Raw genomic sequence first — 13244 nt, 5'->3', positions numbered from 1 at the left:
TTCTTGTCTTAAATGAATATAGTCTGGTAATGATGGCAGAGAGGTCACACCCGTTCCCATACCGAACACGGAAGTTAAGCTCTCTAGCGCCGATGGTAGTTGGGACCTTGTCCCTGTGAGAGTAGGACGTTGCCAGGCTATTTATATCATCGCGGGGTGGAGCAGTACGGTAGCTCGTCGGGCTCATAACCCGAAGGTCGCAGGTTCAAATCCTGTCCCCGCAACCAAATGGTCCCGTGGTGTAGTGGTTAACATGCCTGCCTGTCACGCAGGAGATCGCCGGTTCGACCCCGGTCGGGACCGCCATTTTATATAAAGAAAAGAACGAAACAAGTTGTTTCGTATTTTTTTATTTGTTTTAACAAAAAACTAATAAAGACAGTCAAACTATCCTTAGGAAAACTCCTAAGGACTTTTTTATATATTTAAAACCTGTATAATAAAGAGCAGAGAACATTGTGAGTAAAGTAGGTGAAGTCTGTGAGTAAATATGAAATAACAACAAAATCTTCCGAAGAAACCCAGCGATTATCAGAAAAATTAGGGAGACTTGTAAAGGAAAAAGATGTAATTATTTTAGAAGGTGATCTTGGAGCTGGCAAGACGACTTTTACAAAAGGACTAGCAAAAGGTCTTGGAGTGAAAAGAGTCGTAAATAGTCCTACCTTCAATATTATTAAAGAATATAAAGGAAGATTACCGCTATATCATATGGATGTGTATCGTTTAGCGGAAAGTGAAGAAGATTTAGGATTTGATGAGTATTTCTATGGTGAAGGGATTACAGTAGTAGAATGGGCTCATTTAATAGAAGCATATTTACCGAATGAGAAGTTGCAAATTAGTTTATTCCATGCTGGAGATGATACAAGAAAAATTGTACTCGAGCCAATTGGAGATCGCTATATTAGATTATGTGAGGAGCTATTACAAGATGAAAGTACTAGCAATTGATACTTCAAATTACGTAATGGGTGTATCCCTTATTGAGGAAGGGAACGTGATTGGGGAAATCATTACAAATTTAACAAAAAACCATTCTGTACGTCTTATGCCAGCTGTAGAGAAACTGTTAAAAGAATGCGGTGTAAAACCGAAAGAATTGACTAAAATTGTTGTAGCAGCTGGACCGGGATCATATACAGGTGTTCGTATAGGTGTGACAGCGGCAAAAACATTAGCTTGGTCACTTCAAATACCAATTGTAGGTGTATCAAGTTTGGAAGTGGTGGCTGCAAATGGTACTAATTTTAATGGACTAATTTGTCCTTTATTTGATGGCCGACGTGGTCAAATTTACACGGGGTTATATACATATGAAGGAGAGCGTATAACTTCAATAGAAGAAGACCGAATTATTCTTATTGTTGACTGGTTGCAAATGTTAAAAGATAAAGAACAGCCTGTTTTATTTATTGGTAACGATGTTAAATTGCATAAAGAAACAATTGTAGAATATTTAGGTGATCAAGCTGTATTTGCTCCGTTCACTAAGAATAACCCAAGACCAAGTGAATTAGCATTTTTAGGATTACAAAAAGAAGAACAAGACGTGCATACGTTTGTTCCTAGCTATCTTCGTTTAGCTGAAGCTGAAACAAAATGGTTAGAAAGTCAAAAACAATAGGGGCCTACAGAAGATGGATATGATATTTAGAAAGATGGCACTCGATGATATTGCTCAAATTGTAGCTATTGAAGAAGCATCTTTTTCAACCCCTTGGACTGCAGATGCCTTTCACCGTGAATTAGAGGTGAATGAACATGCACATTATGTCGTGCTAGAAAAAGATGGTCTCGTAATTGGATATTGTGGATTGTGGATAATTATTGATGAATCACATGTAACAAATATAGCTATCCTGCCGGAATACAGAGGTCAAAAGCTAGGGGATGCCTTATTAAAAGAAGTCATTTCCGAAGCGAAAGGTTTAGGAGTAAAAACAATGACACTTGAAGTACGCATGTCAAATGAAGTAGCAAAGCAGTTATACAGAAAATACGGATTTCAAAATGGTGGGATTCGTAAACGATACTATGCAGACAATCAGGAAGATGGTCTTGTAATGTGGGTGAATATATAATGGAAAAAAATACGATTATACTTGGTATTGAAACAAGCTGTGATGAAACAGCTGTAGCAGTTGTTAAAAATGGAACGGAAATCATTGCGAATGTCGTTGCATCGCAAATTGAAAGTCATAAGCGTTTTGGCGGAGTTGTACCAGAGATTGCATCCCGTCATCATGTAGAAGAAATCACAGTTGTGTTAGAAGAAGCTTTAAAAGAAGCGAATATCACTTTTGAGGATATTGATGCAATTGCTGTAACAGAAGGACCAGGTTTAGTCGGAGCACTTTTAATAGGTGTAAATGCAGCGAAAGCTGTGGCTTTTGCTCATGATATCCCTCTAGTTGGTGTTCATCATATTGCTGGTCATATTTATGCGAATCGTTTAGTAAAAGAAGTACAATTCCCGTTACTATCGCTTGTTGTATCCGGTGGACATACGGAGCTTGTTTATATGAAAGAACATGGTTCATTTGAAGTGATTGGTGAAACGCGAGATGATGCGGCAGGAGAAGCTTACGATAAAGTAGCTCGTACATTATCAATGCCTTATCCAGGTGGTCCTCATATTGATCGCCTTGCGCATGAAGGAAAACCAACAATTGATTTGCCTCGTGCGTGGCTAGAACCTGATTCGTATGATTTCAGCTTTAGTGGATTGAAATCAGCAGTTATCAACACTGTGCATAACGCAAAACAGCGCGGTATAGAAATTGCACCAGAAGATTTAGCAGCAAGTTTCCAAGAAAGTGTAATAGATGTACTTGTAACGAAAGCGTCTCGTGCAGCAGATGCTTATAATGTAAAACAAGTGCTTCTTGCTGGTGGAGTAGCTGCTAATAAAGGGCTTCGTGCACGTTTAGCAGCAGAATTTGCACAAAAAGAAAATATAGAGCTAATTATTCCTCCTCTATCTTTATGCACAGATAATGCAGCGATGATTGCGGCTGCAGGTACAATTGCATACGAACAAGGAAAACGCGCTACATTAGCTTTAAATGCAAATCCAGGATTAGATATTGAAGCATAGTTATACACAAAATTAACCACAGCCTGTGGATAAAACCCGAATTATCTGTTGATAATTTGGGTTTTTTTGTGTACATAAAATGTGTATAACTTTTTATCTAGTTGTGGATAATGTGGAAAAGTTATTTGAAAGTTTATATTATAAAGGTGGATATGTGTATAACCTTGTGGATAACATAGAGGAAGTCTGACCTTTGAAGAAATTCTTTTTTGGGAAATAAAAAACAAAGAGATGTCCAAAAAACATTTTGAAACATCCTCCTCTTATTATATAAGGTGCTACTATTGTCAATCCTTGTCGAATGGTTTGTATAATTTCATTTATTATGGTATTGATTCCAAAACAGAAAATAAAAAGGAGGTCATCTCGTCAAAAAGCCCGACTTATGAGACATCCTCCTCTTTTAAATTCTCTTATATATGCAGTTCTTCCCATTCTGCCATACAAGCTTCAAGCTGTTCTTGCAGTGTTTGTTTTTTAGTTGTAATTTCACTAGCCTTTTCATAATCTGCATATATTTCTGGTAAGCAAAGTTGGTCTTCTAACGTAGCAATTTCTTCTTCTAAGCCTACGATATTTTGTTCCAGTTCTTCAATTTTTCGAGTACGTTGACGCTCTAACTGTTTACGTTCTTTTTCTTCGAGATAATTTAATTTTTCTTGTGCCACCACTTTTTGAACAGGTACTTCATCTTCTTGCTCTAGTTCCGCACGTTCAATCATTTCATTTTTCTTTTCAACGTAATAATCGTAATCACCTAAATATTCTTGTGCACCTTCTGTTGATAACTCAACAACGGTTGTCGTTACGCGATTAATAAAGTAGCGGTCATGAGAGACGAATAGAAGAGTACCTGGGTAATCAATTAAAGCATTCTCCAAAATCTCTTTACTATTTAAATCAAGATGGTTTGTTGGCTCATCGAGAATTAATAAATTGGATTTTTGCATCATAAGTTTTGCAAGAGCTAGTCGAGCCTTTTGTCCACCACTAAGAGAAGATACTGGTTTGAGTACATCATCCCCTGTGAATAAAAAGTTGCCTAGTATAGTGCGAATTTCTTTTTCGGGCTGCAATGGATATTCATCCCATAATTCATTTAAAACTCGCTTCGAAGATGTTAAGTTGGCTTGTTCTTGATCATAATAACCAACAGATACGTTTGACCCGAAAGCAACGTTTCCATGTAATAGCTGTAACTTATTCACAATGGATTTTAATAATGTAGATTTTCCAATTCCGTTTGGCCCAACTAAGGCAACACTGTCACCGCGAGTTAAGCGCATATTTACATGTTCAATAATCGGTTCCTGATAATAGCCAATAGTTGCATCTTTCACTTGTAAAACATCATTTCCACTTTGTTTTTCAATATCGAAGTGGAAGGAAGCTGATTTAGAATCGCCTAATGGTCTAGTTAATACTTCCATTCTGTCTAATTGTTTACGGCGACTTTGAGCGCGTTTTGTCGTAGATGCACGAGCTATATTTTTTTGTACAAAGTCTTCCAGTTTAGAAATTTCATCTTGTTGTTTTTCATAACGCTTCATTTCTTGCTCGTATAGAGCTGATTTTGAGTCTAAATATTTACTGTAGTTACCAACAAATCGTCGGCTTTCCTTATTAGAAATTTCGTATACTTGTGTAACGAGTTTATCTAAGAAATAACGGTCATGGGAAACGATTAAAATCGCGCCAGGATAGCCTTGTAAATATTGTTCAAGCCATGTTAGTGTCTCGATGTCCAAATGGTTTGTAGGTTCGTCTAAAATAAGTAAGTCTGGTCTAGTTAATAATAATTTCCCAAGAGCTAATCGAGTCTTTTGTCCACCACTTAATGTGGAAATTTTCGTCTGATGCGTTTCAACTGGGAAGCCAAGACCGCTTAAAATTGAGCGTATATCCGCTTCGTACTGATAGCCGCCTTGATCTTTATAATCTAATTGTAATTGGTCATAATCAGCTAATAATTTCTCATATATAGCCGCATTTGAAAAATTTTCTTCTTTTCCCATCTCTTGCTCTAGCCTTCGAAGTTTTGTCTCCATCTGCTGCAAGTGTGTAAAGACGGTTAACATTTCATCCCAAATTGTTAAAGACGTTTCTAATCCGGTATTTTGAGCTAAATACCCCATTGAGACATCTTTTGGTTTTATAATTTCACCACCATCATGAGATAACTCGCCAGCTATTATTTTTAATAATGTAGATTTTCCAGCTCCATTTCGTCCGACTAATGCGATACGATCTTTTGTTTGTACTTCCAATTTTATGTTTGCAAGAATCGTTTCTGCACCGTATAATTTCGAAAGCCCATTCACTTGTAATAATATCAATGTTTTCACCTCAAATAATTTCTTAACTTTGCCATGTTTATATTTCTCAATCATACTAAAAATAGTGTATAGTTTAAAATAAAGAGAGAATACTTCTTCTCTTTATTATACAAGGAAATTCATGAGTACTAAACTTCTGTATTTGATTCAAGTATAAGAATAAAGATAGGAAGAGAGGAGAGGTTATATGGATCAGCAAAAAATTCCACAGGCCACTGCCAAACGATTGCCTCTATACTATCGATTTATCCAAAACTTATCTCTTTCTGGTAAGCAACGTGTTTCATCAGCCGAATTGAGTGAAGCGGTAAAGGTTGATTCCGCAACTATTCGAAGAGATTTTTCATATTTTGGAGCGTTAGGGAAAAAAGGATATGGATATAACGTAAATTATTTATTATCATTTTTCCGTGAAACACTCGACCAAGATGATATAACACGCGTGGCACTTATTGGAGTAGGTAATTTAGGGACCGCTTTCTTACATTATAATTTCACGAAAAACAATAATACAAAAATTGAAATGGCGTTTGATGTTAGTGAAGAGAAAGTTGGAACAGAAATCGGAGGCATTCCTGTATATCATTTGGATGAACTAGAAGAACGTTTATCAACTGATATACAAGTGGCAATATTAACGGTACCCGCTACAGTAGCGCAATCTGTGGCAGATAGATTGGCAGAAACGAACGTGCATGGTATTTTAAATTTCACACCAGCACGCTTAAATGTGTCAGAGAATATAAGGATTCATCACATTGATTTAGCTGTAGAGTTACAAACTCTTGTTTACTTTTTGAAGAATTATCCACAATAAAACGCAGAGGAGATGACCTCTGCGTTTTATTATTGTTTTTTCTTTGTGAATTTAACTAAGATAAGGCGAAGTGCCAAATTAAAATCAATTGTTGCCATAACTGCAAATAGTATTGTCCACATATTCCAGATTGTATCTGTTACGTTCGTAATGGCGAAGCGTGTAAAGATACATCCAAGAAGAAAGTACAATGCAGCCATGAACAATGGTGAGTTTCTCATACTAAAAATCCTCCGATAAAGCCTTGCATTTTTTCAGCTTCTTTAATCATTTCTTGAATTTGCTCATTGCTTACTACAACTTGAGCAACTGCAACTAATGTATTCATTGCAACATGAGCTGCAATAGGAACTATAATTCGTTTCGTTTTTACGTATAAAAAGGCGAATACGAGCCCCATAGAAGTGTATACCAATAAGTGAGTAAAATCAAAATGAATCGCCGCGAATACAAGTGAACTAATAATAGCGGCAATAAAGAAGTTAAACTTCTTATAAAGTGTACCGAATAAAATTTTTCTAAATACGATTTCTTCCAAAATAGGTCCTATTATAGATATGACAATAAGGAACCAAGGTGTCGTTCTTGCGATGTCCATAAGTCTTGCTGTATTTTCAGATCCCGGTGTAATCCCTAATAAACGCATTTCGATCATACCGGCAATGCTTTGTGAGAACAGCGCTAAGAAGAAACCAATAAAAATCCACCCAATTGTAGCTGGAACAGTAGAGCGCATTTTATCTAAATGCCTGTCACGAATGTCTGTTCTGAGTAACCAAAGTACAACGCATAATGCAATGAAAAAGCTAATGATAGCCCAATGACCAGTTATGAGTTGAAGTTTTTCCTCTCTAGTAAATCCCCTATTATCGTATAGTCCAGTTTTCAGGAGAAGCGGTAACCCGGCAATGCCTGATAACTGCATTAAAATGTATGTAACGATAATCCACCAATATTGTTTTTTCAAATGGTTTAACCATCCTTTCTAACGCTAGTGTATGAGATAAGGTAGGATAACATGTAAATATGCTACCTACGATATAAACTTTCATTTGAATTATATTTTTTTTGTAAATAAGTATTTGAAAATAAAATAGGAGACAGGAAAAAGTTGTACGTTTAGCGAAAACAACTTAGGGTGTCTTTCATATTGTAACATACAAGAAGTGGGAACAACGATTCATATAGTAAAGGCAGTAGAAGAAGTAATGATATCTAGGAAAGTGCATAAAGTAATTTGCGAAAAAATTATGATTTTTTTACTTGCAAAAGAAATTGAGATTATTTATTATTAGAAGTGTGTTAGCACTCGTGTGACTTGAGTGCTAATAAATAAAATTTACATAACAAAATGAGGAGGTTATTGTTCATGCTAAAGCCATTAGGTGATCGCGTTGTAATTGAACTTGTTCAAGCAGAAGAAAAAACAGCAAGTGGTATTGTATTACCAGAAACTGCAAAAGAAAAACCACAAGAGGGTAAAGTTATTGCAGTAGGTACAGGCCGAGTGCTTGAAAATGGTGAGCGTGTTGCTTTAGAGGTAGCAGCAGGTGATCTTATCATCTTCTCAAAATATGCAGGTACTGAAGTGAAATACGAAGGTACAGACTACTTGATTTTACGTGAAAGTGACATTTTAGCAATTATCGGTTAATTATATACATTTTAAAAATCCAAGGGGGTCAATTATTATGGCAAAAGATATTAAATTTAGTGAAGAAGCACGTCGTTCGATGCTTCGCGGTGTCGACACTCTTGCAAACGCAGTAAAAGTAACGCTTGGACCAAAAGGTCGTAACGTTGTACTTGAGAAAAAATTCGGTTCACCACTTATTACAAATGACGGTGTAACAATCGCAAAAGAAATCGAATTAGAAGATGCATTCGAAAACATGGGTGCGAAATTAGTAGCAGAAGTTGCTAGCAAAACAAACGATGTAGCTGGTGACGGAACGACAACTGCAACTGTATTAGCGCAAGCTATGATTCGTGAAGGTCTTAAAAACGTAACAGCTGGTGCAAACCCAATGGGTCTTCGTAAAGGTATCGAAAAAGCTGTTACTGCTGCAATTGAAGAATTAAAAGCGATTTCTAAACCAATCGAAGGTAAATCTTCTATCGCACAAGTAGCTGCTATTTCTTCGGCTGACGAAGAAGTAGGTCAATTAATCGCTGAAGCAATGGAGCGCGTTGGTAACGACGGCGTTATTACTTTAGAAGAATCTAAAGGATTCACAACAGAATTAGACGTAGTAGAAGGTATGCAATTTGATCGTGGATATGCATCTCCTTACATGATTACTGATTCTGACAAAATGGAAGCAGTTCTTGATAACCCATACATTTTAATTACTGACAAAAAGATTTCTAACATCCAAGAAATCTTACCAGTATTAGAGCAAGTGGTACAACAAGGTAAACCACTTCTTATCATTGCTGAAGATGTAGAAGGCGAAGCGTTAGCTACATTAGTAGTGAACAAACTTCGTGGTACATTCAATGTAGTTGCTGTTAAAGCTCCTGGATTTGGTGACCGTCGTAAAGCAATGCTAGAAGATATCGCAATCTTAACTGGTGGCGAAGTAATCACTGAAGAATTAGGACGTGACTTAAAATCTGCTACAGTTGAATCTTTAGGACGTGCTGGTAAAATTGTTGTAACGAAAGAAAATACAACTGTAGTTGAAGGTATTGGAAATTCACAACAAATCGAAGCTCGCATCGGTCAAATCCGCGCGCAATTAGAAGAAACTACTTCTGAATTCGATCGTGAAAAATTACAAGAGCGTCTTGCTAAACTTGCGGGCGGTGTAGCAGTAATTAAAGTAGGTGCAGCAACTGAAACTGAGTTAAAAGAGCGCAAACTTCGCATTGAAGATGCACTTAACTCAACTCGTGCAGCAGTAGAAGAAGGTATTGTTGCAGGTGGTGGTACTTCACTTATGAACGTATACACAAAAGTAGCTTCTATCGTAGCTGAAGGCGACGAAGCAACAGGTATCAACATCGTACTTCGTGCACTAGAAGAGCCAGTTCGTCAAATCGCAATCAACGCTGGTCTAGAAGGATCTGTAGTTGTAGAGCGTCTAAAAGGCGAAAAAGTAGGCGTTGGTTTCAACGCAGCTACTGGCGAATGGGTTAACATGCTTGAGTCTGGTATCGTAGATCCAGCTAAAGTAACTCGTTCTGCACTTCAAAACGCAGCATCTGTTGCAGCTATGTTCTTAACGACTGAAGCTGTAGTTGCTGACAAGCCAGAACCAAATGCACCAGCAATGCCTGACATGGGCGGCATGGGCATGGGCGGTATGGGCGGAATGATGTAATTCCGTTCTCCCGAAAAACATCCACTTCTATATAGAAGTGGATGTTTTTTTATGTTTTTGAGCGCAGGAAAATAATTTCTGTAGAATTTTGTCGCTTTCTCTCTTGACCATACTGATACTTCATTGTTAGAATCTAGGAAGATAATATAAAACAATCCTTCATATATCCTCGATGATATGGTTTGAGAGTCTCTACCGGGTTACCGTAAACAACCTGACTATGAAGGCAGTGCGTCTTATATTTATAAAGAGCGGAAGACTATCTTTCTTTATAAAGCCAGACCCCTGCCTTTTCTTTGTCATGAGACTAGAGGCGGAGGACTGGCTTTTTTTATTATATTAGTAATGCTTTTCGCCAAATTGGTGAAAATATTTATATACGAGAACTAACGTTGGGGTGATTATTTTGAAGAAGCAGCATGATACAATTATCGTTTTAGATTTTGGGAGTCAGTACAATCAGTTAATAGCACGTCGAATTCGTGAGTTCGGTGTATACAGTGAACTTCATCCACATACAATTACTGCAGAAGAAATTAAAGCAATGAATCCAAAAGGGATTATCTTCTCTGGTGGACCAAATAGTGTATACGGTGAAGGTGCATTACATTGTGATGAAAAAATCTTTGAACTAGGATTACCGATTTTCGGTATTTGTTACGGTATGCAGCTTATGACGCAACACTTTGGTGGTAAAGTAGAACGTGCCAACCACCGTGAGTATGGAAAAGCTGTTCTTAAAGTAGAGAACGAATCAAAATTATATGCGAACCTTCCAGAAGAGCAAGTTGTATGGATGAGCCATGGTGACTTAGTAACTGGTTTACCTGAAGGATTCGTAGTAGATGCAACAAGTGAGTCTTGTCCAATTGCTGGTATGAGCAATGAAGCGGAAAACTTATACGGTGTACAATTCCACCCAGAAGTACGTCACTCTGAGCACGGTAACGATTTAATTAAAAACTTCGTATTCGGCGTATGTGGTTGTTCTGAAGGATGGAACATGGAGAACTTTATAGAAGTAGAATTAGAGAAGATCCGTGAAACTGTTGGAGACAAAAAAGTATTATGCGCACTTAGTGGCGGTGTAGACTCTTCTGTTGTAGCAGTATTAATTCATAAAGCGATTGGTGACCAATTAACATGTATTTTCGTGGACCACGGTTTACTTCGTAAAGATGAAGCAGAAGGTGTTATGAAAACATTTAGCGAAGGCTTCCATATGAACGTTATTAAAGTGGATGCACAAGAGCGCTTCATGAACAAGTTAAAAGGTGTAGAAGATCCAGAGCAAAAACGTAAAATCATTGGTAATGAATTCATTTACGTATTTGATGATGAAGCTTCTAAATTACAAGGAATGGACTTCCTAGCGCAAGGTACACTTTACACGGATATCGTTGAAAGTGGTACAGCAACTGCACAAACAATTAAATCTCACCATAACGTTGGTGGACTTCCAGAAGACATGCAGTTCAAATTAATTGAGCCTTTAAATACTTTATTTAAAGACGAAGTACGTGTATTAGGATCAGAACTAGGAATTCCTGATGAAATCGTATGGCGTCAACCATTCCCAGGCCCTGGTCTTGGTATTCGTGTATTAGGTGAAATTACAGAAGAGAAATTAGAAATCGTTCGTGAATCTGATGCAATTTTACGTGAAGAAATTATAAAAGCAGGATTAGACCGCGAAGTTTGGCAATACTTCACTGCGCTTCCTGGTATGCGTAGCGTAGGTGTTATGGGTGACGAGCGTACTTACGATTACACAGTAGGTATCCGTGCAGTAACATCTATCGATGGTATGACAGCTGACTGGGCACGTATCCCTTGGGACGTATTAGAGAAAATCTCTGTACGTATCGTAAACGAAGTAAAACACGTTAACCGTATCGTGTATGATATAACAAGTAAGCCACCAGCAACTATTGAGTGGGAATAGTATTGTAATAAAAAAGATCCATCTATCGTTCATGTATAGATGGATCTTTTTGTTTTCACCCTTAATACGAACGAAAATATAAAAATTTATAAAAATGTTCGTTTTTAAATTGACAAAACCACCTCGTCGAGTTAATATGAGTATGTAATTCAAACGAAAAGTGAATATTATGCCGTCGTATAATATCGGGGATATGGCCCGAAAGTTTCTACCTAGCTACCGTAAATGGCTTGACTACGAGGCGTTTTGATAAAGATGAGGGGAAACTTGTCTTTATTCATAGAACGCTTCCATGTATATGCAATGGAAGCCTTTTTTATTTTTATAGATAAAAGAGGGCTAGGGGAAATACGGCGAGTAATCATATAACGGGGGAAACGTAAGATGAAACGCTATTTTCAGTTTGATGAACTCGGCACAAATTATAAAACAGAGTTCATAGCAGGTTTAACGACATTTCTATCTATGGCTTACGTACTATTTGTCAATCCTGCTACGCTGTCGCTTGGAAATGTTAAAGGATTACCGGCAGGTACAGGAATGGATCCAGGTGCAGTATTCGTTGCTACAGCATTAGCAGCGGCGATTGGTTCGTTAATTATGGGGATATTTGCGAAGTATCCGATTGCTTTAGCGCCAGGTATGGGAATAAACGCGTTCTTTGCTTATACAGCGGTGTTAACGATGGGAATTCCGTGGCAAACGGCAATTGCTGGAACATTAATGTCAGGTATTATCTTTATTATTCTTACTGCTTCAGGTATTCGTGAAAAAATCATTAATGCAATTCCAGTAGAGTTAAAGTTTGCAGTAGCGGCGGGTATTGGATTATTCATTGCCTTCCTTGGATTCCAAAACGCTGGAATTATCGTAAAGAATGATGCTGTTCTTGTTGGGTTGGGGGACTTAACAAAGGGCACAACGTTACTAGCAATCTTCGGAGTTGTTACTACAATCATTTTCATGATTAAAAAAATAAATGGTGCAGTTTTCTACGGTATGATCCTTACGGCGATCTTAGGAGTAGCGACTGGATTAATTGATACACCAAAAGCTGTAGTGGGAGCAATACCGAGTCTAGAACCAACGTTCGGGGTAGCATTAACTCACTTTGGAGACATTTTCACTGTTGAAATGGCGATTGTTATTATAACGTTCTTCTTTATCGATTTCTTTGATACAGCAGGTACGCTTGTAGCGGTTGCGAATCAAGCGGGATTAATGAAGAACAATAAATTACCACGTGCAGGTAAAGCGTTATTTGCAGATGCGATTGCAACTGTAATTGGTGCGATTTTAGGTACATCAACAACAACGTCTTACATTGAATCGTCTGCGGGGGTAGCAGCAGGAGGACGTTCTGGATTTACAGCGGTTGTAACAGCAGGGTTCTTCTTACTGGCACTATTCTTCTCGCCGCTATTAAGTGTTGTGACACCAGCTGTAACAGCGCCAGCATTAATTATTGTAGGAATCTTGATGGTTTCATCTTTAGGAGAAATTGATTGGAAGAAATTTGAGATTGCAGTGCCAGCGTTCTTTACTATCATTTCAATGCCACTTACGTATAGTATCGCAACAGGAATTGCAATCGGGTTTATCTTCTATCCAATTACAATGGTTGTGAGTGGTCGTCGTAAAGAGATTCATCCAATTATGTATGTTATGGGAGTTTTATTCGTACTATATTTCATCTACGTTCGTAAATAAAAGGGGTTTT

General features: G+C 37.6%; 12 protein-coding genes, 2 tRNA genes, 1 rRNA gene and 2 riboswitches. Of the genes, 12 read left to right on the top strand and 3 right to left on the bottom strand.

Annotation, left to right across the window (positions count from 1 at the left end):
• Nucleotides 1-22: 22 nt before the first annotated feature.
• The 7 genes from rrf (at nucleotide 23) to tsaD (ending at nucleotide 3100) form a co-directional block, all read left to right on the top strand.
• Nucleotides 23-138 (top strand): 5S ribosomal RNA (gene rrf / locus BG05_RS02970).
• A gap of 12 nt (nucleotides 139-150) precedes the next feature.
• Nucleotides 151-227: transfer RNA gene (locus tag BG05_RS02965), tRNA-Met, on the top strand.
• 3 nt (nucleotides 228-230) lie between these two features.
• Nucleotides 231-306 (top strand) — tRNA-Asp (locus BG05_RS02960).
• Between the two features lie 174 nt (nucleotides 307-480).
• A complete protein-coding gene (gene tsaE, locus BG05_RS02955) occupies nucleotides 481-954 on the top strand; it encodes a tRNA (adenosine(37)-N6)-threonylcarbamoyltransferase complex ATPase subunit type 1 TsaE (protein WP_002009995.1) in 474 nt (157 codons plus the stop codon).
• Entirely contained in the window at nucleotides 935-1627 is a 693-nt protein-coding gene (tsaB, locus tag BG05_RS02950) for a tRNA (adenosine(37)-N6)-threonylcarbamoyltransferase complex dimerization subunit type 1 TsaB (RefSeq protein ID WP_002124827.1), read from the top strand. Before tsaE ends, tsaB begins: the two co-directional genes overlap by 20 nt.
• Before the next feature lie 13 nt (nucleotides 1628-1640).
• Nucleotides 1641-2084, top strand: a complete 444-nt coding sequence (gene rimI, locus BG05_RS02945; RefSeq protein ID WP_002063534.1) for a ribosomal protein S18-alanine N-acetyltransferase — start codon at nucleotides 1641-1643, stop codon at nucleotides 2082-2084.
• Nucleotides 2084-3100: a tRNA (adenosine(37)-N6)-threonylcarbamoyltransferase complex transferase subunit TsaD gene (tsaD, locus tag BG05_RS02940; protein WP_002009991.1), complete on the top strand. Its 1017-nt coding sequence runs from the start codon at nucleotides 2084-2086 to the stop codon at nucleotides 3098-3100. Before rimI ends, tsaD begins: the two co-directional genes overlap by 1 nt.
• Before the next feature lie 413 nt (nucleotides 3101-3513).
• On the opposite strand, the gene BG05_RS02935 is transcribed toward tsaD, so the two are convergent.
• Nucleotides 3514-5436, bottom strand: coding sequence for an ABC-F family ATP-binding cassette domain-containing protein (locus BG05_RS02935; protein WP_090835618.1), 1923 nt, complete (start codon nucleotides 5434-5436; stop codon nucleotides 3514-3516).
• A 187-nt stretch (nucleotides 5437-5623) separates the two neighbouring features.
• Here BG05_RS02935 and BG05_RS02930 point away from each other — a divergent pair, with 187 nt between their 5' ends.
• Entirely contained in the window at nucleotides 5624-6253 is a 630-nt protein-coding gene (locus tag BG05_RS02930; RefSeq protein WP_000372704.1) for a redox-sensing transcriptional repressor Rex, read from the top strand.
• Nucleotides 6254-6282: 29 nt separating this feature from the next.
• Here the strand turns inward: BG05_RS02930 and BG05_RS02925 are convergent, their stop codons facing one another.
• On the bottom strand, nucleotides 6283-6474 hold the full coding sequence (locus tag BG05_RS02925) for a YdiK family protein (protein ID WP_001246201.1): 192 nt from the start codon (nucleotides 6472-6474) through the stop codon (nucleotides 6283-6285).
• Nucleotides 6471-7220 carry a CPBP family intramembrane glutamic endopeptidase gene (locus tag BG05_RS02920; RefSeq protein ID WP_002009988.1) on the bottom strand — a complete coding sequence of 250 codons (750 nt, stop codon included), beginning with the start codon at nucleotides 7218-7220 and terminating at the stop codon, nucleotides 6471-6473. The genes BG05_RS02925 and BG05_RS02920 overlap by 4 nt, the downstream gene beginning before the upstream one ends.
• A 402-nt stretch (nucleotides 7221-7622) precedes the next feature.
• Here BG05_RS02920 and groES point away from each other — a divergent pair, with 402 nt between their 5' ends.
• The 4 genes from groES (at nucleotide 7623) to BG05_RS02900 (ending at nucleotide 13234) form a co-directional block, all read left to right on the top strand.
• Nucleotides 7623-7907, top strand: a complete 285-nt coding sequence (groES, locus tag BG05_RS02915; protein ID WP_002009985.1) for a co-chaperone GroES — start codon at nucleotides 7623-7625, stop codon at nucleotides 7905-7907.
• 37 nt (nucleotides 7908-7944) lie between these two features.
• Nucleotides 7945-9579 carry a chaperonin GroEL gene (gene groL / locus BG05_RS02910; RefSeq protein WP_002029451.1) on the top strand — a complete coding sequence of 545 codons (1635 nt, stop codon included), beginning with the start codon at nucleotides 7945-7947 and terminating at the stop codon, nucleotides 9577-9579.
• 139 nt (nucleotides 9580-9718) lie between these two features.
• Nucleotides 9719-9820, top strand: a riboswitch (purine riboswitch).
• Between the two features lie 165 nt (nucleotides 9821-9985).
• Nucleotides 9986-11524, top strand: a complete 1539-nt coding sequence (guaA, locus tag BG05_RS02905; RefSeq protein WP_122974556.1) for a glutamine-hydrolyzing GMP synthase — start codon at nucleotides 9986-9988, stop codon at nucleotides 11522-11524.
• A gap of 155 nt (nucleotides 11525-11679) precedes the next feature.
• A riboswitch (purine riboswitch) is annotated at nucleotides 11680-11781 on the top strand.
• A 127-nt stretch (nucleotides 11782-11908) separates the two neighbouring features.
• Nucleotides 11909-13234, top strand: a complete 1326-nt coding sequence (locus BG05_RS02900; protein ID WP_002091603.1) for an NCS2 family permease — start codon at nucleotides 11909-11911, stop codon at nucleotides 13232-13234.
• The last annotated feature ends 10 nt before the right edge of the window (nucleotides 13235-13244 follow it).

The organism is Bacillus mycoides, assembly GCF_000832605.1.
GTDB classification, from domain to species: domain Bacteria; phylum Bacillota; class Bacilli; order Bacillales; family Bacillaceae_G; genus Bacillus_A; species Bacillus_A mycoides.
This window is presented reverse-complemented; position numbering and strand designations above follow the sequence as displayed.